This window comes from Bradyrhizobium sp. 191 (assembly GCF_023100985.1).
Classification (GTDB): domain Bacteria; phylum Pseudomonadota; class Alphaproteobacteria; order Rhizobiales; family Xanthobacteraceae; genus Bradyrhizobium; species Bradyrhizobium diversitatis.
Window position 1 is genome coordinate 2280880 of the sequence record NZ_CP064692.1, and the last position, 22162, is coordinate 2303041.

Here is a 22162-nt window from a genome sequence, read left to right on the forward strand (position 1 = left end):
CGTATTTGTGATGGTCCTCACTTCCGAGAGGCCGCCGACAGGGACCGCCCAATAGAATGCCGAGGCTGAAGCGTACGGAAGAAGAGGAAAAGGCACGGGAGGGAGGCGAGTTCATCGAGACCCTGGATCGGGGTCTTCGCGTGATACAGTCGTTTGGCATCGATCGCCGTCCAATGACCCTCAGCGACCTCTCCAAGAGCGCGAATCTTCCGCGGGCGACGGTGCGCCGGATTCTGATGACCCTCGTCAAATCCGGATTCGTCGCGGGCAACGAGCGGTTGTTTTCGCTAACGCCCAGAGTGCTGCTTTTGGCTTCGGCCTATTTGACGTCGAACCAGATCAGCACCGTGATGCAGCCGTTGATGGACGAGGTCGCCGGCAAGGCCAAGGAGGTCTGCTCCCTTGCGATCCTGGATGGCGAAGAGGTCGTTTTTATCGCCCGTTCGAGTCCGGCGCGGGTATTTTCGACCGGACTGGACATAGGATATCGGCTGCCGGCTTTCTGCACGTCAGTGGGACGCGTTCTGCTGGGCAGATTGGCAAACGACGAACTGACGAGAACGGTCGACGGCATGAAGCTGGCGGCTCAGACCCAGTCGACGCTGCTCGACAAATCGGCAGTGATTGCGACAATCATTGCCGACCGCACCAAAGGGTATAGCCTTGTCGATCAGGAAGCCGAAGAGGGCTTTCGGTCGATATCGGTGCCAATTCGCCGCTACGATGGCGCCGTCATCGCAGCCGCAAATATTGGCGCTCATGTCGATCGCATCACGACCGGTGAGATGATCGATCGCTTCCTGCCTCTCCTCAAAGAGATGTCCCTCGCCGCGCAGCCCCTGCTCGTCTGAGAAGCTGCCGCCTTTTGGCGAGCACCCGTCATTTCAGCCGTTTCTTGTAGGCGACCGGGTCCATGTCACGGACATCCACGCTTATGCTGACCACATCAGGGCATCGCTCTGTCATCGTCCGTCGAAGGCTCGTACTCAGCTCGACCTTCTGGTCGGGCGACCGACCTTCGAGCAAGTAGACCGACAGATGCACGAAGCTGTCACGCTTCCCGGCAACCAGGAAATCGTTGTAGACGCACGCCCGCACCTTGACGTCCTCCGCCTTCATGATCCCCGTTCGCCAAGCGGCTTCAAAGAGCGCTTCCATCAAACCTGTTACGTCGTCGCGAGCGAGCACCCCTTCCGAATATTCGATCACCAAGTGCGGCATGACGTTATTCTCGTTTTTAGGCCGCGTTCATGAGATGGCCTCACCATCGTAGACCGTTCGGCCCCCAACGATGGTCCGTACAGCCGTGATGTCCTTGATGCCTTCTTCCGGAATCGTCATGATATCGTCGGACAGAACAACCATATCGGCATACTTGCCCGGTTCTATCGATCCGACTTTGTCCTCTGAAAACGAATATCGAGATGCTGCGCTCGTGTAGAGCTGGATAGCTTCCTTCCGGCTGATCCGTTCGCCTTCTCCATACACGTCGCCATTCTTGTCGCGGCGGGTCACCATGACATACATGTTAACGAATGGATTTAGGAGGTTGATCGGATAGTCGGTACCTTGCCCAATCAACTTCAATCCCATGATGTCGATCATGGTTTGCATGGGGAAGGCCCGGTCGGCGGTATCCTTGCCGAGAAATTTCGCCACGACAGCTGCCTTGTCCCAGAGGAACGAAGTCTGCGCGTCGACACGCACGTCCAATTTCTTGGCACGCTGCATTTGATCTGGCCGCATAAGACTGCCATGGATGACGATAAAGCGCCGTCCCTTGATAGATCTCTCAGCATCCGCGAGCTCGTAGGCATCCAAGACACGGTCGATGGCGGCGTCCCCAACGGCGTGGACGCCGACGCGCCAGCCATAGCGATTGGCCGCTGCAACCAGGGCATTGAACCTGGATGGCTCGATAACGATGGTCCCCTTGTATTCGCGATCGTCGGGGTAACCATCCCGCATCGCGGCTGTTCGCAATGTCATCCCGCCGTCGATCTGAAGCTTGACGCCGGAATAGCTCAACCAATCGTCGCCGAAGTCTGAAGCTGCGCCGATGCGAGAGAAGAACAGCTCCCATTCTTCGATCGTCATGCTGGGATTGAGGCCGCCCGTCGGCGCGTACATGGCGCTGATGCGCAAAGACGCCTGCCCGGCTTGCCGGACTCGCTGATGGGCGCGGAAGGTTGCGGGATCGACTGCCGCGCTAATTGCGGATGTCAGCCCAAATTGATTGAAGTATCGCATCGCGAACTTCATCTGCTCATCGCGATCCTCGTCCGACCATTCGGGCAGAAGGGCGTGAACAAGGTCCTCTGCGGCCTCCTCCAATGTACCGTTCGGCTCACCGGTGGATTTGTCGCGATGGATGATCCCGCCATCCGGATCAGGCGTGTCCTTCGTTATTTTCGCGAGGGCGAATGCCTCCGAGTTGACGAGAGTGAAGTGGCCAATCGGCAAGCATACCGGATTGTGGGGAGCCGCCCGATCGAGCTCCTCGCGCGTCAAGAAGCGCTTTTCGGCCAATTGCGAGACCGGGTGCCATTGTGCACCGCGCACCCATTTCCCCTTGGGTAATCTGCCAGCGTGTTCCCCGATACGGGCCAATGCCTGCTCGACCGTGGTGACGTCGTTCAGCTGCACCGTGTACTTGATCAATCCCGCCTGCTCGACATGAGCATGGGTATCGATCAAGCCCGGAAGGACGGTTCGACCGCCCAAATCAATGATGGCCGTGTTCGGGCCCGCGAGCGCAGATATTTCATCGATCTTGCCGACCGCGACGAAGCGGCCGTCTCGCACGGCGACTGCGCTCGCCACGCCGAACAGCGGGTCAACCTTGAGGAACTTGCCGTTGGTGTAAATCGTATCGGGCGCGCCGATGGACTCGCTGCGGTTCGCGCCACGGGCACCATGGCCACGTGAATCCATCATCCATTCACTTTAGCTCTTCGTTCGATTACCGAACGATTGTTCGTATTCCCTGCCTACTTAAGTGTCCGGCTTGCAATTGTCAAAGACTAGGCTTTGGCGACCTTGGAGGACGACAGATTGCACCTGCACCGTGCGACTCGCGCTGAGCGAGGCATCCGACAAGCAGAATCGTTCGGCCGGTGATCCACAGCTGCCCTCGCGCCTGGTGCGCGTTGCTCCTGACTTGTCCTCAGCAAAAATGCCGTCGCGCTGCCTTCGCGCCCGAACAGCAGATCATCATCGTCTTGTTCGTCGCCTGTTCCTCCTTGCTGAGAAACTGGGTCGCGATGGTCGGGTATGCCCTCCAGGACGCGCGTCTCGCAGGTGCCGCAGACGCCTTCCATGCAGGAAGAGCTCGCGGCGAGCAGCGGGCTGATGCCGATCCCGCCCGCAATCAGGATCGAATGATCCCCGTGCTCGACGAGCGCGAAGTTGTTGCGCGGACCGGACGCGGTGACCGTATCCCGCACGGATCTGGTCGTGAAATGAAAGTGGAGCCGCCGCGACTTGCCGTATCCTTGTTGACCGCAACCGCGTAACGATGCCGCTCGCGCTGGTCGTTGAGCAGCGAGTAGGAGCGGATGACGACGTTCGTCAGATGCAGATCGATGTGAGCGCCAGCGGTGAAGGGTGGGAGCTCAGCACCGTCAGGCGCTCGGGGCTCTTCTTGCATTAGGCCGCGCCGGTCTGGCCTTCGACTTCCAGCTCCATCAGGCGCTGGGCAGCAAGGCCGATCATCTCGCGCAACAGATCGGCGTCAGGGGTCTTCTCCACGAACGTGAACGTGCGAAGGTTCATTATCTCATCGGTCATCGGTGGTTCCTCGAATCAGGTTGGTGTCTGCAACCCGACCCTACCGGCGAACTGCCGGCGACCACCGCAAAGCCGCCCGCCCGCTACGGCGCTATTGGAGGCGCATGTCCGGGTGGCTTTGCTCTACCGAGCTACACCACCTCCGGGGACGCGACTGCTTGGCTGGGGCGGGAGGGATCGAACCTCCGAATGGCGGAATCAAAATCCGCTGCCTTACCGCTTGGCTACGCCCCACCAGGCGACTGACGGAATGGCGGAAGATCGGGCTACCGCGAATTCTCTCCAGTCGCAGCCGGTCTATAGGGAGCGGGGCAGCATTTCAACCGTCTGGAGGGGCAAAATACCGCAGCCCGGGATCGGCCGCGCTTGATGCTCTATGACCCGCATCGGCTCCGTTTCCGGCCCGCCTCTGCCCACCTCCCGACCATTGAGACTGCCTCCGTTTCGTGAGAATACGGCGTCAATATTTGTCCCCCCGGGAGTGAGCCATGACCTACCGCGCGCCGATTTCTGACATGCTGCTGTCGCTCAACCATGGCGCGGGCCTCAAGGCTGCCGTGGAGGCCGGCCATTATGGCGATTTCGATGCCGATCTCGCGGCCGCCGTGCTGGAGGAAGCCGGCAAGTTCGCATCCGACGTGCTGGCGCCGCTCAACAAGATCGGCGACGAACACGGCATCAAGCTTGAGGGCGGCAAGGTCACGACCGCACCTGGCTGGCCGGACGCCTACAAGCGCTGGACCGAGGGCGGCTGGAACGCGGTGTCCGGCCCCGAAGATTTCGGCGGCCAGGGCCTGCCGCTCGCGATCAACGCCGCCTGCACGGAGATCTGGAGCGCCGCCAACGTCGCCTTCGGCCTCTGCCCGTTGCTGACAGCCTCGGCGATCGAGGCGCTGGACGCGCATGGCAGCGCCGAGCTGAAAAAGATCTATCTCGAAAAGCTCGTCTCCGGCGAATGGACCGGCACGATGCAGCTGACCGAGCCGCAGGCCGGCTCCGACGTCGGCGCGCTGCGCACCCGCGCCGAAAGGCAGGCCGACGGCACCTATCGCATCAAGGGGACCAAGATCTTCATCACCTATGGCGAGCACGACATGACCGACAACATCGTGCATTTCGTGCTGGCGCGTCTGCCGGATGCGCCCGCCGGCACCAAGGGCATCTCGCTCTTTCTCGTCCCTAAATTCATGGTCAATGCGGACGGCTCGCTGGGTCAGCGCAACGACATCTACGCCTCCGGCGTCGAGCACAAGCTCGGCATGCACGCCTCCCCGACCTGCACCATGACCATGGGCGATCATGGCGGCGCGATCGGCTTTCTCATCGGCGAGGAGAACCAGGGCATGCGCTGCATGTTCACGATGATGAACCAGGCCCGCCTCGGCGTCGGCCTGGAGGGCGTCGGCGTTGCCGACCGCGCCTACCAGCAGGCCTTGTCGTATGCGCAGGAGCGCAAGCAGGGCCGCGCGGTCGGCAAGAAGGGCGAAGGCTCCGATGCGATCTTCGTGCATCCCGATGTCAAGCGCATGCTGATGCGGATGCGGGCACAGACCGCGGCCGCGCGCACCATCTGCTATGCGACCGCCGTCGCAATCGACGTCTCGACGCGCGCCAAGGACCCGAAGGTGCGCACTGAAGCGGCCGCACGCGCGGCGCTGCTCACGCCGATGGCCAAGGCCTATTCCACCGACATCGGCAACGAGGTCGCCTATCTCGGTGTGCAGCTGCATGGCGGCATGGGCTTCATCGAGGAGACCGGCGCGGCTCAGCACTACCGCGATGCCCGCATCACCGCGATCTACGAGGGCACCAACGGCATCCAGGCGATCGATCTCGTCACGCGCAAGCTCGCAGCCAATGGCGGCGCGTCGGTGTGGGCGCTGCTCGACGAGCTCGCAGCGACCATCAGCCAGGTCGAAGCCTCCAACGATCCCGGCTTCGGCACCACGGGTGCAAAGCTGCGCGAGGCGCTCGACGCCTTGAGGCGCACCAGCAAATGGCTCCTGGAGCGCGTTGCCTCCGCACCGAACGACGCGCTCGCCGGCGCGACGCCCTATTTGCAGCAGTTCGGCGCCACGCTCGGCGGCTGCCTGCTCGCCTCCGAGGCGCTCGCCGCCAAGGCCGACGGCAACGCGGACGCTGCGCGCTACGTCGCGCTGGCGCGCTTCTTTGCCGAGAACATCACGGTGCAGGCGGGAGCGCTCGAGCGCACGGTGACAGAAAGCGCAGAGTCGGTCGCGGCGGCGGATGCGGTGCTGCTGGGGTAAGTCGGATCGGCTCGCCACGACCTCGAATACCTTGCGCGAGCCTTCCCCTTAGTCTGGCCTTGGCTTGCGGAGATTCAGGCTGCGCTCTTTCCCGGCCGCCACAGCACGATGCCCGTCGCGATGAGATCGAGCACGACGCACAGCGCGAACGCCGTGGTGTAATTGCCCGTCAAGCTCCGCACGACGCCAACGATGCCCGGGCCAAAGGCGCTGACGATGCCGCTGATCGATGTGCCCAACCCCATCGCGGCGGCGAAGGCGGTAGAGCCGATCTCGCGCTGGATGATCAAGGGCGGGAACGTGATCATGTTGCCGATCGAGAAGCCGTAGACGGCGCAGCAGGCCAGCAGTACGGTCGGATTCGTGCTTTGGAGAAGCACGAACAACGCCGCCGCCTGGCTCGTCATCGACGCAGCGCAGGCGAGACGCGGATCGAGCCGGTCGACGAACAGGCCAAGCGACAGGCGCCCGACCACCGCCATCGCCGCCATGATGGTGACCGCGCGCCCTGCCGCGGAGCGGCCGATCAGCGGTTCGAGAAACGTCACCTGGTGGATGATGAAGCCCATCTGCGCCAGCAGCGCCATCGCGATCGGAAGCACCATGGTCCAGAACGCCGCGTTGGCGAGCAGCGCCTTGCGGGAATGGCCTGGCGCGGCCGCGCCGGCAGCGGTCCGGCCTCCGTCCGATGCCGGTGACATCCGGGCCGGCCAGCCGATGAAGGTCACGACCACCGGCAACAGCAGCACCATCATCGCGAGCGTGGCCGCCAACATGGCGGAACGGAAGCCGATGCTGCCGGTCAGCGACAGCAGCAGCGGGACGAGGATGATGCCGCCGCAGGTCGCGCCGTTGAAGGCAAGGCTGAGCGCGAGCCCGCGGCGTCGCTCGAACCAGGAATTGAGCACGGTCGCGATCACCACGGTCCCCATGCCGGTCCAGCCGACCGACATCAGCGCATAGGCGAGATAGAGCTGCCAAGGCGTCTGCATCAACGCCAGCAGCACGGTCGAAGCGCCGAGCGCCGTCAGGCCGCTCAGGATCAGCGAGCGCAGCCCGATGCGCTCGAGCAGATCGTCGGTGAAGATGACGAGGACGGAGCTCAGGAGAAAGGAGAAGGTACTTGCCGCGGAGACCAGCGTGCCCGGCCAGCCGTGGGCGCGCTGAAGCTCGGCAAGATAGACACCTTGGCCGTAGAGACCGAAGCCGAACATGAAGAAGGCCATCAGGAAGCAGGCCAGCACGACACGCCAGCCACGATAGTGCAGCGAGGATTCGTCAATCCGGGTTGCGGCAATCATCAATCGGGCGGTCGGCCATGGAACGGCACGAGATCATGCACCACAACCAAAGGTTATTCAAATGAAACGTTGTAGCTAATTGTTGCGACACGTGACGGCAGCGGGTACCATGCATGAGAATTGTGGGACGCCCGCGTCGAAAAGGTTGAGCGGCGCATTGGCACGCCTGCGAGATGATGTGGGCTGATGCTTCGCAAAGACCCGCGAGCGTCGCGGCGCACGATATCCGCGGCATGATCATCCCCGGCGGCTCCGGCGTCTGCACGGCCGACATCAAGGATTTCATACGTGTCGACACGCGTGTTCACGACAAAGCATCGTGAAATCTTCGCGCGCGGCGTCTAGTCTTGTCCCATGCGATACGTCTTTCTGATCCTGACCATCCTCGCCGCCGTCCCTGCTTCGGCGCAGCCCGCCGCTCCGGTCGAGCTGCGCGTGCTCGCGATCAACGATTTCCACGGCAATCTGCGCCCGCCACCGGGCGGCATCCGCATCAATGACCCTGAGGACAAGACCAAGAAGGTGATGGTGGCGGCCGGCGGCGCCGAGTACATGGCGACGCTGGTGAAGCAGCTGCGCGAGGGGCGCAAGAACACCATCTTCGTCGCCGCCGGCGATCTGATCGGCGCGAGCCCCTTCCTGTCGGCGATGTTCCACGACGAGCCCTCGATCGAGTCGCTCTCGATGATGGGCCTTGCGATCAGCTCGGTCGGCAATCACGAATTCGACGAGGGCAAGACCGAGCTCCTGCGCATGCAGAACGGCGGCTGCCATCCGGTCGACGGCTGCCAGGGACCGCATCCCTTCACGGGCGCCAAGTTCCGTTACCTCGCGGCGTCCACGGTCGAGACCGCAACCGGCAAGAGCGTGCTGCCGCCCTACGAGATCCGGGAATTCGACGGCATCCCCGTCGCCTTCATCGGGCTGACCTTGAAGGAGACCGCCGGCATCGTCTCGCCAGCGGGCATTGCCGGGCTCGAATTCCGCGACGAGGCCGAGACGGTGAACGCGCTGGTGCCGCAGCTGAAAGCGCGCGGCGTCGAAGCGATCGTGGTGTTGATCCACCAGGGCGGCGAGCCCGCCGGCGACTACAACGAATGCCCTGCCATCACGGGGCCGATCGTCGACATCGTCAAGAAATTCGATCGTGCCGTCGACGTCGTCGTCAGCGGCCACACCCACCGCGCCTATGTCTGCGATATCGACGGGCGGCTCGTCACCAGCGGCGACAAATACGGCACGCTGGTCACCGCGATCGACCTCAAGCTCGATCCCGCAACGCGCGACATCGTCAGTGCCGAAGCCGAAAATGTGATCGTCGCCAACGCTTCGCTGGCCAAGGATCCCGAGCAGACCGCATTGATCGACGCCTACGACAAGCTCTCCGCGCCGATCGCCAATCGGCCGGCCGGTTCGGTGACGCAGACGCTGTCGCGCGTGCCAAACGAGGCCGGCGAGAGCGCGCTTGGCGATATCATTGCCGACGCGCAATTGCTCGCAACCCGCGACGCGAAAGATGGCAGCGCTGTCATCGCGCTCACCAATCCCGGCGGCATCCGCACCGACATCGTTCCGAAGGAGAATGGCGCGATCACGTTCGGCGATGTCTTCGCCAGCCAGCCGTTCCGCAACCGCCTCGTCACCATGACGCTGACGGGCAGCCAGCTCAAGGACTTGCTCGAGCAGCAATGGCTGGACCCGAAGCGGCCACGGATTCTCCAGGTGTCGAACGGGTTCAGCTATACTTGGGACGCATCGAAGCCATTCGGCGAGCGCGTCGGCCTCGAGAAGATCACGCTCAACGGCAGGCCGGTCGATCCTGGAAGCGGCTACCGCGTCACGCTCAACGATTACCTCGCCGTCGGCGGGGACGGGTTTACCGTCGCCAAACAGGGCACGGCGCCGCAATATGGCGGCTACGATGCGGACGCGCTGTTCGCGTTCTTCCGGGCACACGGCCCGATCGGTCCGCTGCCGCCGATCCGCATCCTGCGCGTGAATTGATCCGGATCAAACCGCCGGCGCTTTGCCATTCCCGGCCAAGCGCTTAGATTGGGTTTTGCATTGCGTTTTGGCGCTGGATGCGCCAACGACGTCAAAAGTCCGCATCCCATGAGGCCGACCTGATGAGCACGCTTCTCCTTTCCCACAAGGCCTGCCTCGACCATGTCACGCCGCCGGGACACCCTGAGAGGCCGGATCGTCTGCGCGCGGTGGAAGAAGCGCTGTCGCATGAGCGTTTCCAGTTCCTGGTGCGCGAGGAGGCGCCGGAGGGCGATCTCGATCTCGTCACGCTGTGCCACAACGAGCATTACGTCACCGAGCTGCGCCACATCGCCCCGTCCAGCGGACAGATCTATATCGACGGCGATACCTCGATGTCACCGGGCACGTGGGAAGCCGTGATGCGCGGCGTCGGCGGCGCAGTCGCGGCGACCGAGGCGGTGATGGCGGGCGAGCACCGCAACGCCTTCGTCGCGATCCGCCCACCCGGTCATCACGCCGAGATCGGCAAGCCGATGGGCTTCTGCTTCTTCGACAACGTCGCCATCGCGGCGCGCCACGCGCAGCGCAAATACGGCATCAAGCGCGCGGCCATCGTCGACTTCGACGTGCATCACGGTAACGGCACGCAGGACATCTTCTGGTCGGACCCGACCGTGATGTACTGCTCGACGCACCAGATGCCGCTATTTCCAGGCACCGGCGCCAAGAGCGAGCGCGGCGATCACGACACTATCGTCAACGCGCCTCTCGCTTCCGAAGACGGCGGGCCGGAATTCCGCTCCGCGTTCGAGAACCTCATCCTGCCGCAGCTCGAAAAATTCAGCCCCGAGCTGGTGGTCATCTCCGCCGGCTTCGACGCGCATTACCGCGACCCGCTGGCCTCGCTGAACCTGCGCGCCGAGGATTATGCCTGGGTGACGCGCAAGCTGATGGACCTCGCCGACAGGACCGCAGGCGGCCGCGTTGTTTCGGTGCTCGAGGGCGGCTATGACCTGCAAGGACTGAAAGAATCTGTTACGGCGCATGTCGGCGCCTTGATGGGCGCCTGACGACGCCCGCCACATTAAGCCCGCAAAACCCGCCTTCACTGTAAGGCAAGCGAATCGGGCAATCGGAAACGGATATGGCCGAAAATACTCAAGTCGACGTCTCCCGGCTCACCTTCGAGCGCGCGATCGAGGAACTCGAAACGATCGTGAAGCGGCTCGAAGACGGCAAGGTCCCGCTCGAAGAATCCGTGACGATCTATGAACGCGGCGAGGCCCTGAAGCGGCGCTGCGAAGAGTTGCTGCGTCAGGCCGAGGCGCGCGTCGACAAGATCACCACCGATGCCAGCGGCCAGGCCACCGGCACTGCGCCGCTCGACGTCCAGTAAGTCAGCCGGGAACTTTCCGCCGCTCGGTCGCCTGACGACCGGCGCCCCGCAAAATGTCTTCGCGGGACGTGGTTCCTGTGTCGCTTTCATGATCGCACGGGCTGTTTCCACCGAACACCGCAGTTTCGGGCGGGTGGGCCAATACCAAACCCGTTCGAGATTCGGCCGCCGAGGGCAAAAAGGCTCTCATTCAGGCAAAAAAGCCTGCCGCGGAACCGAGCAAGGCCGGAACCCCTCGTCCCGGGCCAAGGTTAACCAATCCGGCCCGCAAGTTGCACCTGCATACCACTCATCGGTGCGGCGGGTTGGCTTTGGCCCAAGCTTTGGTGTAAAGCTGCGCGGAGTGTGGCTTTTTGCAAGCCTTGCGTGGGCACCGATTGCCGACGACAAGCGCTTCAAACTGCTAATGAAATTGGCTTGGGACGGACGAAGCCGATCTGAGTGACAGGGATCACAGAGACTGAACCGGAGCGCACTTAAGCTTACCTAAGCTTGAAGACGGGGGCCTTGCCCCATGCAGGTGGCTCCGACGGTTTGAGGACTCGCGCTGCGCCGATATTGTGCAAACCCATCGCGCACCGGAATGACCTTCCGGCGCTGACAAATTGGAAATCGCCGTGAACGCATACAGTAAGACGCCGCTTCTCGACACCATCCGGACGCCGGAAGACCTGCGCAAGCTCAAGGTCGAGCAGGTTCGCCAGGTCGCCGACGAGCTGCGGCAGGAGACCATCGATGCCGTCTCGGTGACCGGCGGTCATTTCGGCGCGGGCCTCGGCGTGGTCGAGCTCACCACCGCGATTCATTACGTCTTCGACACGCCGCGCGACCGGCTGATCTGGGACGTCGGCCACCAGGCCTATCCGCACAAGATCCTCACCGGCCGGCGCGACCGCATCCGCACGCTGCGCACCGGCGGCGGCCTGTCCGGCTTCACCAAGCGCAGCGAAAGCGACTACGATCCGTTCGGCGCGGCGCATTCCTCGACCTCGATCTCCGCCGGCCTCGGCATGGCCGTGGCGCGCGACCTCTCCGGCGGCACCAACAACGTTATCGCCGTGATTGGTGACGGCGCGATGTCGGCCGGCATGGCCTATGAGGCCATGAACAATGCGGGTGCGATGAACTCGCGCCTGATCGTCATCCTCAACGACAACGACATGTCGATCGCCCCGCCGGTCGGCGCCATGAGCGCCTATCTGTCGCGGCTCTATTCCGGCAAGACCTATCGCACGCTGCGCGATGCGGCCAAGCAGATCAACAAGCGTCTGCCCAAGATCCTCGCCAACCGCGCCAACCGCGTCGAGGAATATTCCCGCGGCTTCATGATGGACGGCGGCACGCTGTTCGAGGAGCTCGGCTTCTATTATGTCGGCCCGATAGACGGTCACAACCTCGACCATCTTCTGCCGGTGCTCAAGAACGTCCGCGACATGGAAGAAGGCCCGATCCTGGTCCACGTCGTGACGCAGAAGGGCAAGGGCTACGGCCCGGCGGAAGCTTCCGCCGACAAGTACCACGCCGTCGTGAAGTTCGACGTCGCGACCGGCACCCAGGCCAAGGCCAAGCCGAATGCGCCGGCCTACCAGAACGTGTTCGGCCAGAGCCTCGTCAAGGAAGCGCAGAAGGACGACAAGATCGTCGCCATCACCGCGGCGATGCCGTCGGGCACCGGCGTCGACATCTTCAACAAGGCCTTCCCCGACCGCACCTTCGACGTCGGCATTGCCGAGCAGCACGCGGTGACCTTTGCCGCCGGCCTTGCGACCGAAGGCTACAAGCCGTTCTGCGCGATCTACTCGACCTTCCTGCAACGCGGCTATGACCAGATCGTGCATGACGTCGCGATCCAGAGCCTGCCCGTCCGCTTCGCGATCGACCGCGCCGGCCTCGTCGGCGCCGATGGCGCGACCCATGCCGGCTCGTTCGACAACGCCTATCTCGGTTGCCTGCCCAACATGGTGATCATGGCGGCGGCGGATGAGGCCGAGCTCGTGCACATGGTGGCGACCCAGGTCGCGATCGACGACCGTCCGAGCTCGCTGCGCTATCCGCGCGGCGAAGGCCGCGGCGTCGAGATGCCCGACGTCGGCGTTCCGCTCGAGATCGGCAAGGGCCGCGTGATCCGTCAGGGCAGCAAGATCGCCCTGCTCTCCTTCGGCACGCGCCTCGCCGAATGCGAGAAGGCCGCTGACGAGCTTGCCGCCCACGGCCTCTCGACCACTATCGCAGATGCTCGCTTCATGAAGCCGCTGGATACCGAGCTGGTGCTCAAGCTCGCGCGCGACCATGAGATCCTGATCACGATCGAGGAAGGCTCGGTCGGCGGCTTCGGCTCGCATGTCGCGCAGTTCCTGACCGACCAGGGCGCGCTCGACACCGGCATGGTCAAGTTCCGCACGATGGTGCTGCCCGACGTGTTCCAGGATCACGACACCCCGGCCGCGATGTACGCCCGCGCCGGCCTCGACGCCAAGGGTATTGTCGCCAAGGTGTTCGAAGCGCTCGGCAAGGACGTGAAGACCGAGACGGTCAAGCTGGCTTGAGCTGGTTCACCTCTCTCGCTTGCGGGAGAGGTCGACGCGAAGCGTCGGGTGAGGGCTTTCCGCTCTTGGGGGTTCTCGCTTGCGGAGACACCCTCTCCCCAACTCTCCCCCGCAGGCGGGGGAGAGAGCAGACTGCAGGCTGCTGCTTGCACCTCGACCCAAATTTTCCGGCACTCACGCCATGAATATCTATCTGGCAGGCCCCGACGTATTCCTGTCGGATGCCGTCGAGATCGGCCGGCAGAAGGTTGCGATCTGTGCCGCTCATGGCCTCACCGGGCTCTACCCCCTCGACAACGCGATCGACCTCACCGCGCGCGATGCCTCGCGGCAGATTTTCTGCGGCAACGAGGCGATGATGGACGCGGCCGATGCCATCATCGCCAATCTCACGCCATTCCGCGGCGCCGGCGCCGATCCCGGCACAGTCTATGAGCTTGGCTACATGGCCGGGCGCGGCAAGTTTTGTCTCGCCTATTCCAACGATGGCGCCGCCTATGCCGACCGCGTCTCGCGCTTCATGGAGGTCACCTCCGAAGAGGGACGGCTGGTCGATGCCCAGGGGCTGACGGTCGAAGATTTCGGCCTTGCCGACAACCTCATGATGATCCATGCGCTGGAGCTGCACGGCTGCCCGCTGGTAACACCGGCCGCGATGCCGATCGACGTCTGGCACGACCTCGCCGCGTTCGAGGCTTGCGTCCGGATGGCGGCCGCGCGATTGATCGCTACATAAGCTCTTCAGTCGTCTTTCGGAGTTTCGATGCCCCCTCCCCGCAAGCGCGCGGATGTCCTGCTGGTCGAGCGCGGCCTGTTCGAGAGCCGGGCGCGGGCACGCGCGGCCATCGAAGCCGGGCTCGTCATGGCCGACGACAAGCAGGTTTCAAAACCGTCGGAGACGATCGCCGAGGACGCGATGATCCAGGCCGAGCCCGCACATCCCTACGTCTCCCGCGGCGGCGTCAAGCTCGCCGGGGCGCTGGAGCGCTACCCGATTGAAATCGAGGACCATGTCTGCCTCGACGTCGGCGCCTCCACCGGCGGCTTCACCGAGGTGCTGCTGGCGAACGGTGCGAGCCTGGTGTTCGCGATCGATGTCGGCAGCAGCCAGCTGCATCCCTCGCTGCGCGATCATCCCAGGATCGTATCGATGGAAGAGACCGATATCCGCAGCTATGAGGGCAAGCGCCTGCCGGCGCGGCCCAATATCGTGGTCATCGACGTCAGCTTCATCTCGCTGAAGACGGTGCTGCCGGTGGCGCTGTCGCTGGCGGCCGCGCCGACGAGCCTGCTGGCGCTGATCAAGCCGCAATTCGAGGCGGACCGGAAGCACAACAAGAAAGGGATCGTCCGCGACGCCGCCGTGCACCAGGAGGTCTGCGCCGATATCGCGGCCTTCGCCGCTTCGCTCGGCTGCACCAACATCGAGATATTCCCCTCGCCGATCACCGGCGGCGACGGCAACATCGAATTCTTCCTGGGCGCGCGCCGTGGTTGAGCGCATCAAGATCGATCATGTCGGCCATCGCGGCGACGGCGTCTGCCTCGACGCCGGCGAAGCCATCTATGTGCCCTATACGCTCGGCGGCGAAACCGTCGAGGTCGATCACGTCTTGGGCCACCATCCCGACCGCCGCAAGCTGCTCGCGGTGGAGGTCGCAAGCCCTGAACGCATCGAGCCGTTCTGCCCGCATTTCGGCGTCTGCGGCGGCTGCGCCATCCAGCATTGGGCGACTGAGCCGTATCGCGCCTGGAAACGCAACATCGTGGTGGAAACGCTGGCGCAGGCCGGCATTGATTGCGAGGTGGCGCCGCTGGTCGACGCCCATGGCGCGGGCCGCCGCCGTATCACCCTGCACGGCCGGTTCGGCACGCATGACATCCTCAAGGTCGGGTTCTCCGCCACGAGCTCGCACGACGTCATCCCGATCCATCGCTGCCCCATCCTCGATCCCGGACTCGACGGCGCACTCGACGCGGCCTGGGCGCTGGCCGAGCCGCTGACGTCCAGGATGCCGGTGACGAAGCCGCTCGACATCCAGGTCACGGCCACCGCCAACGGCCTCGATGTCGACGTGCGCGGCTCCGGCCCGCTGCCGACCCCGCTGGTGACGGCGCTGTCGCGTGTCGCCGAGCAGCATCGCCTGGCGCGACTGACGCGGCACGGCGAATTGGTGCTGCAGCGCCTGCCGCCGACGGTGAAGATGGGCCGCGCGGAGGTGACGCTGCCGCCGGGCTCGTTCCTGCAGGCGACGTTGGCGGGCGAAGAGGCGCTCGCCGCACTGGTCGCCGAGCGCGTCGGCAAGGCCAAGGAGGTCGCCGATCTCTTCTGCGGCGTCGGCCCGTTCGCCCTGCGGCTTGCCGAGAAGGCCCGCGTCACGGCCTATGACAGCGACGCCGGCGCCGTCGCGGCCCTCGCGAAGGCCGCGCGCACACCGGGCCTGAAGCCGATCAAGGCCGAGCCGCGCGATCTGTTCCGCCGCCCGCTGGTGCCGCCGGAGCTGCGCGACTTCGACGCGGTGGTGTTCGACCCGCCGCGCCAGGGCGCGCAGGCGCAGGCACTGAAGCTCGCCGCAAGCAAGGTGCCCGTCGTGATCGCAGTGTCCTGCAACGCCGCGACCTTCGCCCGCGACGCGCGGCTGCTGGTCGACGGCGGCTACCGGCTGGAGGCGGTGGTGCCGGTCGATCAGTTCCGCCACACGCCGCATGTCGAGCTGGTGGCGCGGTTTGCGCGATAGGCTGCGAAATCCCCATCGAGCCGACAACCTTGATACCGGTCAATCGCTCTGCCCTCCGCTGCCGCTAAAAGCGTTCCGTGCCGTGAGACGCGGAGCGGACGTTCGTGCTCGACCGACGACAATTCATCGCGACTTCGCTGGGGCTGTCCGCGGCGGCCATCACCAGCCCCTCTGCCGCAGCGGCGGCGAACACCTATGACGAGACGGTAAAGTCGTCACGGGCTCCGCTGCAAGCCGTGCCGCGGGATCGCGAACTCGTGCGCTTTGCCACCCTCGCAGCCAACAGCCACAACACCCAGCCGTGGATCTTCTCGGTCCGCAGCAACGTCATCGCGATTGCGCCTGACTTCAAGCGCCGCTGTCCCGCCGTCGATCCGGACGATCATCATCTCTTCGTCAGTCTCGGCTGTGCCGCCGAAAATCTCATCCTCGCCGCGTCCACGCTGGGCTGGCACGCCGATGCCGCCGTCGACGGCAACCGCATCGTGATCACGCTCGAGGAGGCCCCGCAGAGCACATCGGCACTGGCGGCCGCGATTCCGATCAGGCAATGCACCCGCGCAGCGTTCGACGGCAGGCCGGCCGCACCCGAGACATTGCGTCGGCTCGAGGAGGCCTGTCGCGAACCGAACGTCGCTGCGATCCTGATGACCGAACGCACCGCGATCGCCGGGGTCACCGACTACGTGCTCGAAGGCAACTCGGCGCAGATGCGCGACAAGGCCTTCATGCGCGAGCTCGTCAGCTGGATTCGCTTCAACGAGGCGGAGGCACTCGCAACCATGGACGGGCTGTTCTCGCCCGCGTCCGGAAACCCCTCGCTGCCCTCGTGGGTGGCGCGGCCGCTTCTCAAGCTCTTCTTCACCGAGAGCGGGGAGAATAAGAAATACCGCGAAGAACTCGACAGCTCTGCGGGCGTCGTCGTGCTCGCTGCCGATCGCAGCGACAAGTCGCACTGGATCGCGGTCGGACGCGCCTGCCAGCGCTTCGGATTGCAGGCGACCGCGCTCGGACTCAAATATTCCTTCATCAACCAGCCGGTCGAGGTGGCGGCGCTGAGGCAGCAATTCGGGGCCTCACTCGGCCTCGGCGAACGGCGTCCCGATATCGTGATGCGTTTCGGAACCGGTCCAGACCTGCCGAAATCGCTGCGGCGTCCGCCGGAGCTGGTGATCCAATCCTAGCGCCGAAGGCCGCCCAGCGCAGGAGACTCGCCGGGCAGCATCGACGAGTTGATGTCACTGTCCATGAGTCCCGATTGCTGCTGGATGAATCCGGCCCCGAACGACAGGCTGAGGTTGGAGGTCGGCTTGAATTCGACACCCGCAAACCCGCCATAGCCGGGCGCAGCGCTGGAGGTGAGCGGCGCCAGCGAGCTGCCGATGCCGTTGCCGAACTTCAGCGTGTCGAAACCGGCAAAGAACGTGACGGGCATGCCACCCGCAGTCTTCATGTTATAGCCGAACTGCGTGCTGTCATAAGAGAGCGCGCTGAAATTGCCGATCGCGCCCGCCTGACTGAAGCCGCTCAAACCAAGATTGCCGCGTTGGCTGCCGACGAAGAAACCGTTCGCAGAGCTGGCGCGCCAATCGGCATCGCCGGCATTGAATCTCGCGAAGTTGCCGTAGCTGTCCGAGCTCTGGCCGGCACTGCCGCCGAGGCCGAAAGGTCCGCCGGGAATCCAATATCTCAGCGGCACGACTTGCGCATGAACCGGCTCTCCGCCGAGGCAGAGCGCTGCGAGAGCTGCAAGAGCACATGAAAGTGCAGGCTTGAACATTCAGACTACCGTCGACAATTTCGCAAACTATACTCCGCGAACATCATCAATGCCAGCGGAGCGACCGCGTCGGTGTCACGGCTGCAGGTCCCCAGGGAACTGCACCTGATGCCGCACGATCCGTTGCTCACCCGCCTGACATCCGTTCTTGCCGACGTACCGGGTGTTCACGCCGTCGTGCTCGGCGGCTCACGCGCGCGGGGCAGCGCGCATCCCTCGTCCGACTACGACATCGGGCTGTATTGTTCGAGCGCGGCCCCGCTCGATACGGATCGGCTCCTGACCGTCGTGGCGGAAATCGCCGACGATCCCGGCACTGCGACCGTAACGAGATATGGCGAATGGGGGCCATGGATCATCGGCGGCGCATGGCTGTCGGTCGAGGGACAAAAGGTCGATCTGCTTTACCGTCACGCCGACGATGTCGAGAGAGTCATGATGGACTGCCGAAACGGTACAGTCCTCATGGCCTACCAGCCCGGCCATCCACACGGCTTCTGCTCGGCAATCTGGATGGGCGAGATCGCATATTGTCAGCCTCTGCACGATCCGAAGGGCCTGATCGCGCGGCTCAAAGCAATCGCGCTCCCCTATCCGGAGGATCTGGGCCGCGCCTTGTTGCGGCGCTTTCAGTGGGAAATCCTGTTCAGCATCGACAATGCGGAACTTGCGACAGCTCGCGACGAGCGGACCCACGTCGCGGGCTGCGTCTACAGAGCGCTCGCGTGCATCGCGCAGGTGCTGTTTGCATTGAACCGTCGATATCTCATCAACGAAAAGGGCGCACTCATCGAGACGGCCGGCTTGCCCCTCTGGTGGAACAGTCCGACGAAATCTGGCGGCTGATCGGGGATGGCGATTTGGCGCAGGCTTGTGCGATCCTGCGGCAGGTCGATCAGCAATTGAAGGCGCTGACACGATCCGGCGGGACGCCGCTGTGAACGGCTATGCCGTCTTGTCGACGGATGACGACGAATCCGCCGGCGGATATTTCGTCACCGGCACCATGAAGGATTTGGTGCCGACCTGATAGATGACCTTGCCGTTCTGTCCGTCATCGGTCGCGATCTGCGTCTGTCCGAACATGATGACGTTCTTGTAGACGATGCCAGTGCCCTGGCGGGTGATGCCGTCGGTGGTGACGCTGACCTGCGCTTCCTTGCCGTTGACGGAGAGCACCTTGAAGCTCGCGCTCTTGCCGTTGTCGCTGGAATAGCCACCCCAGCTTCCCATGAGACGGCTGTCGGAAGCCGGCGGCTCCTGCTTCTCGAGATTCGCGGTCTGCTTGCCAGCGCCGCCCACCGAGAACAGCAGCACCATGCTCTTCCCATCCTTGGTGCCGACCGTGACTCCGCCAAAGGTGATGAGCGTGCCGTTGACCTCGCCAAAGCCGCGTTCGGTGCGACCGTTATGGGTGTACTCGACCTGCGCCCGGGCGCCCCGGATGTTCACAACCTTGAAGCCGACCGGCTGGTTGTTGCCCACCCAATTGCCCTTCCAGTCACCGACCAGAGCACTCTGGCGATACATCCGCTCGTTGGCGGGCGAAATCTGGTTGGTGCTCGACGTGACGATGGCCATGGCTTGCTCAAAGGCAGGTTGGAAAACCCGCTTTCGTTCGCTCCAGCAATGCCGGGATGCCGGCTGGAAACAGAAGGAAACAGTCTGATTAGGGCCATGCACCGGTTAACGGGCAGTTAAATTCAACTGCCGGTTGGGATGGGCAAAAGGTCTCAGCCGGGACGTTAACGTCCCCAGCGGTCCGACCAGATCTTCTCGCCAATCAGGCAGTTGACGCGCGGCTCCTTGTCGGCAACGCGCATCACGGGGCGCTCGGGCGTGCGGCCGGCGACTTCCATCAGCAGCTTGGTGCGGATCGCTTCCTTGAACTTGTCGCGATCCTTGATCGTGATGACGAAAGAGCCGGGACCTCCGATGACGCAGTCCTCATAGTATAAATCGAGATTGTCGATATCCATGGTCGAATAGGACGGCTCCTTGACCATGATCGGCAGGCCGTTGATGACGATGCCCTTCTCCAGGGCAGCATCGCGCGCCACCGTGACCGGGCCGCCATTGTTGTTGGGACCGTCGCCGGAAATGTCGATGACGCGGCGCAAGCCCCGATAGGGATCCTCGTCGAACAGCGGCATCGCGAACGTGATCGCACCGGAGATCGATGTGCGCGAGGCGCGCCGGATCGGCGTTTTCATGATCTCGGCGGCAACTGCGTCCGCCGTCTCCGGTCCGTCGACCAGGCGCCAGGGGATGATCATCTTCTGGTCGCTGGAGGCGGCCCACTCGAAATAGGTCACTGCGATCCGGCCGTTCGGACCTAACTTCAGCGCCTGCAGGAACTCCTTCGACTGGATTGCCTGCGCATAGCCCTCGCGCTGGACCGCGAGTTCGTCCATGTCCATGGAGTAAGACACGTCGACCGCGAGGATCAGTTCGACGTCGACCGCCTGCGCGTCCTTGTCGGCCGCCAGCCGTTGCGATTGAGATCGTCTCTCAGGCGATTCAAATTTGGGTCCCGGTGCCGCGATGCCCGCGACGTCCCCTCCGGCAAGCATGCCGGCCACCAGCACAGCCCCGATCGAGAACAGCAAACGCATCGCAGTCTCCCGTCGTATGACGCGATGGTGACATGCAATTGCCTTGCCGCAAAGGCCGAAGATCGCTTGTGCTTCACATTCGAGTTAAGAACTTGCGTGCCAGCGCGAAACCGCCGCCGTGTCGCCGCGCTTGCGTCACCGGAAGACGCGCGATTACAGGATTCGTCAATCCGGAGCGGCTCGAAGAGCCGAACCCGCAATGACGAGATTCTCAGGCGCGCAAGGGCGCGCCAGAGTTCTCGCTTCGCGAGCCCCGGAATGGCGGCGGCGAGCCTGGAGTGCACGCCGCGCCTACTTGTCCGGCACGATTTCCATGCTAGGGTTGGTCGGACAGATGGGGATGGAGTCCCCCGACAACCGCCCGGCGGTCGATGATCGTGCTTGGCTGATGACTCCTGCTCGAGGAGAGGCAATCTCAAGGCCTCTGCCTTTGGCGGGAGCATGGACATACCCGCCGATGGCGGGTTTTTTGTTGCCTTGTAACGAAGGCCAGCCGGAGAAGGCCAGGAGAAGACGACGACGTGACGATGCCGACACCGAATGCTGCGCGCACGATGCTGCCCAGAGGAATCTGGGTGCTCGGCTTCGTCTCGATGCTGATGGACATCTCCTCCGAGATGATCCATGCGCTGCTGCCGATCTATCTCGTCACCGTGCTCGGCGCCTCGACGCTCACCGTCGGGTTCATCGAGGGTATTGCGGAGGCTACCGCCTCGATCACGAAGATCTTCTCCGGTGCGCTGTCGGACTGGCTCGGCCGCCGCAAGCTGCTCGCCGCCCTCGGCTACGGGCTGGCCGCCTTCACCAAGCCGCTGTTCCCGCTCGCGCCCAGCGTCGAATGGCTGGTGGCGGCGCGCTTCATCGACCGCGTCGGCAAAGGCATTCGCGGCGCACCGCGCGATGCGCTGATCGCCGACATCGCGCCGGTCGGCCTGCGCGGCGCGAGCTTTGGCCTGCGGCAATCGCTCGACACGATCGGCGCCTTCGTCGGACCGCTCGTGGCGATCGGCCTGATGTGGTGGACGGCGGACAATTTTGCCCTCGTGTTCTGGGTGGCGGTGCTGCCGGCGTTCCTGTCCTTTGGTTTGATCGCCTTCGCGGTGAACGAGCCGGAGCCCGATCCAAGCCGGACACGTGCAAAAAAACCGCTCAATCTCGCCGCCATGCGGCAGCTCGGAGCGGTCTATTGGCGTGTCGTGGCGGTCGGAATCGTCTTCACCCTCGCGCGCTTCAGCGAGGCTTTCCTGATCCTGCGCGCGCAGAACATCGGACTCAATGTGATGTGGGTGCCGGCGGTGCTGGTGCTGATGAACATCGCCTATGCCCTGTCGGCCTATCCGGCCGGCGTGCTGTCGGACCGGATCAACCGGACCAGCCTGCTCGCCCTCGGCCTCGTCTTCCTCGCCGGCGCCGACCTCGCGCTGGCCCTGCTGCCGAGCCTTGCTGGCCTCGCGCTCGGCGTCGTGCTGTGGGGGCTGCATATGGGATTGACGCAAGGGCTGCTCTCGGCCCTCGTCGCCGACGCTGCGCCACCGAGCCTGCGCGGCACTGCATTCGGCTATTTCAACCTGTTCACGGGACTTGCCTTGCTGGCCGCGAGCGTGATCGCCGGCGCGCTTTGGGACGCATATGGTCCCCAAGGCACGTTCCTCGCAGGGCTCGGCTTCGCGCTGGTCTCGCTCGTCGGGCTGCTCACGGTCGGCAACGGGCTGGCGGCAAAGAACGGGTAGTGCAGGTCACAAAC

General features: G+C 64.0%; 19 protein-coding genes, 1 tRNA gene, 1 pseudogene and 1 riboswitch. Of the genes and pseudogenes, 12 read left to right on the top strand and 9 right to left on the bottom strand.

Going from position 1 to position 22162, the window contains the following annotated elements:
• Positions 1-56: 56 nt before the first annotated feature.
• Complete coding sequence (locus tag IVB23_RS10480) at positions 57-851, top strand: IclR family transcriptional regulator C-terminal domain-containing protein (RefSeq protein ID WP_061878379.1); 795 nt, start codon at positions 57-59, stop codon at positions 849-851.
• A gap of 28 nt (positions 852-879) precedes the next feature.
• Here IVB23_RS10480 and IVB23_RS10485 read toward each other — a convergent pair whose 3' ends face one another.
• The 5 genes and pseudogenes from IVB23_RS10485 to IVB23_RS10505 form a co-directional block, all read right to left on the bottom strand.
• Entirely contained in the window at positions 880-1221 is a 342-nt protein-coding gene (locus IVB23_RS10485; protein ID WP_247803451.1) for a 5-carboxymethyl-2-hydroxymuconate Delta-isomerase, read from the bottom strand.
• A 27-nt stretch (positions 1222-1248) separates the two neighbouring features.
• Positions 1249-2937: an amidohydrolase gene (locus IVB23_RS10490; RefSeq protein ID WP_247803452.1), complete on the bottom strand. Its 1689-nt coding sequence runs from the start codon at positions 2935-2937 to the stop codon at positions 1249-1251.
• Between the two features lie 86 nt (positions 2938-3023).
• Positions 3024-3446: a 2Fe-2S iron-sulfur cluster binding domain-containing protein gene (locus tag IVB23_RS10495; RefSeq protein WP_247803453.1), complete on the bottom strand. Its 423-nt coding sequence runs from the start codon at positions 3444-3446 to the stop codon at positions 3024-3026.
• 205 nt (positions 3447-3651) lie between these two features.
• A pseudogene (locus IVB23_RS10500) lies at positions 3652-3789 on the bottom strand (IS256 family transposase); the annotation flags it as partial.
• A 159-nt stretch (positions 3790-3948) separates the two neighbouring features.
• Positions 3949-4023: transfer RNA gene (locus IVB23_RS10505), tRNA-Gln, on the bottom strand.
• A gap of 254 nt (positions 4024-4277) precedes the next feature.
• Between IVB23_RS10505 and IVB23_RS10510 the strand changes: the two genes are divergently transcribed.
• Positions 4278-6056: an acyl-CoA dehydrogenase gene (locus tag IVB23_RS10510; RefSeq protein WP_247803454.1), complete on the top strand. Its 1779-nt coding sequence runs from the start codon at positions 4278-4280 to the stop codon at positions 6054-6056.
• 74 nt (positions 6057-6130) lie between these two features.
• Here the strand turns inward: IVB23_RS10510 and IVB23_RS10515 are convergent, their stop codons facing one another.
• Complete coding sequence (locus IVB23_RS10515; protein WP_247804818.1) at positions 6131-7357, bottom strand: MFS transporter; 1227 nt, start codon at positions 7355-7357, stop codon at positions 6131-6133.
• Between the two features lie 354 nt (positions 7358-7711).
• On the opposite strand from IVB23_RS10515, the gene IVB23_RS10520 reads away from it, so the two are divergent.
• The 8 genes from IVB23_RS10520 (at position 7712) to IVB23_RS10555 (ending at position 17207) form a co-directional block, all read left to right on the top strand.
• Positions 7712-9361: a bifunctional metallophosphatase/5'-nucleotidase gene (locus IVB23_RS10520; protein WP_247803455.1), complete on the top strand. Its 1650-nt coding sequence runs from the start codon at positions 7712-7714 to the stop codon at positions 9359-9361.
• A 122-nt stretch (positions 9362-9483) separates the two neighbouring features.
• Complete coding sequence (locus IVB23_RS10525; protein ID WP_061878385.1) at positions 9484-10413, top strand: histone deacetylase family protein; 930 nt, start codon at positions 9484-9486, stop codon at positions 10411-10413.
• Positions 10414-10487: 74 nt separating this feature from the next.
• Positions 10488-10739, top strand: a complete 252-nt coding sequence (locus tag IVB23_RS10530) for an exodeoxyribonuclease VII small subunit (RefSeq protein ID WP_008132970.1) — start codon at positions 10488-10490, stop codon at positions 10737-10739.
• Positions 10740-11356: 617 nt separating this feature from the next.
• Complete coding sequence (gene dxs, locus IVB23_RS10535) at positions 11357-13285, top strand: 1-deoxy-D-xylulose-5-phosphate synthase (RefSeq protein ID WP_247803456.1); 1929 nt, start codon at positions 11357-11359, stop codon at positions 13283-13285.
• 181 nt (positions 13286-13466) lie between these two features.
• Positions 13467-14021, top strand: coding sequence for a nucleoside 2-deoxyribosyltransferase (locus IVB23_RS10540; RefSeq protein WP_061878386.1), 555 nt, complete (start codon positions 13467-13469; stop codon positions 14019-14021).
• 27 nt (positions 14022-14048) lie between these two features.
• Positions 14049-14783, top strand: coding sequence for a TlyA family RNA methyltransferase (locus IVB23_RS10545; RefSeq protein ID WP_247803457.1), 735 nt, complete (start codon positions 14049-14051; stop codon positions 14781-14783).
• Positions 14776-16023: a methyltransferase gene (locus tag IVB23_RS10550; protein WP_247803458.1), complete on the top strand. Its 1248-nt coding sequence runs from the start codon at positions 14776-14778 to the stop codon at positions 16021-16023. The genes IVB23_RS10545 and IVB23_RS10550 overlap by 8 nt, the downstream gene beginning before the upstream one ends.
• 104 nt (positions 16024-16127) lie before the next feature.
• A complete protein-coding gene (locus IVB23_RS10555) occupies positions 16128-17207 on the top strand; it encodes a Tat pathway signal protein (RefSeq protein ID WP_247803459.1) in 1080 nt (359 codons plus the stop codon).
• On the opposite strand, the gene IVB23_RS10560 is transcribed toward IVB23_RS10555, so the two are convergent.
• On the bottom strand, positions 17204-17803 hold the full coding sequence (locus tag IVB23_RS10560) for a hypothetical protein (RefSeq protein WP_247803460.1): 600 nt from the start codon (positions 17801-17803) through the stop codon (positions 17204-17206). The genes IVB23_RS10555 and IVB23_RS10560 overlap by 4 nt on opposite strands.
• Before the next feature lie 108 nt (positions 17804-17911).
• On the opposite strand from IVB23_RS10560, the gene IVB23_RS10565 reads away from it, so the two are divergent.
• The gene (locus tag IVB23_RS10565; RefSeq protein WP_247803461.1) at positions 17912-18649 is read left to right on the top strand and encodes a nucleotidyltransferase domain-containing protein; all 738 of its coding nucleotides are present in this window, start codon (positions 17912-17914) and stop codon (positions 18647-18649) included.
• A 99-nt stretch (positions 18650-18748) separates the two neighbouring features.
• Here the strand turns inward: IVB23_RS10565 and IVB23_RS10570 are convergent, their stop codons facing one another.
• Positions 18749-19384, bottom strand: coding sequence for a hypothetical protein (locus IVB23_RS10570; protein ID WP_061878389.1), 636 nt, complete (start codon positions 19382-19384; stop codon positions 18749-18751).
• A 164-nt stretch (positions 19385-19548) separates the two neighbouring features.
• Complete coding sequence (locus IVB23_RS10575) at positions 19549-20418, bottom strand: DUF1194 domain-containing protein (RefSeq protein WP_247803462.1); 870 nt, start codon at positions 20416-20418, stop codon at positions 19549-19551.
• Between the two features lie 327 nt (positions 20419-20745).
• Positions 20746-20823, top strand: a riboswitch (Fluoride riboswitch).
• A 122-nt stretch (positions 20824-20945) separates the two neighbouring features.
• Between IVB23_RS10575 and IVB23_RS10580 the strand changes: the two genes are divergently transcribed.
• Positions 20946-22148: an MFS transporter gene (locus tag IVB23_RS10580; RefSeq protein WP_247804820.1), complete on the top strand. Its 1203-nt coding sequence runs from the start codon at positions 20946-20948 to the stop codon at positions 22146-22148.
• The last annotated feature ends 14 nt before the right edge of the window (positions 22149-22162 follow it).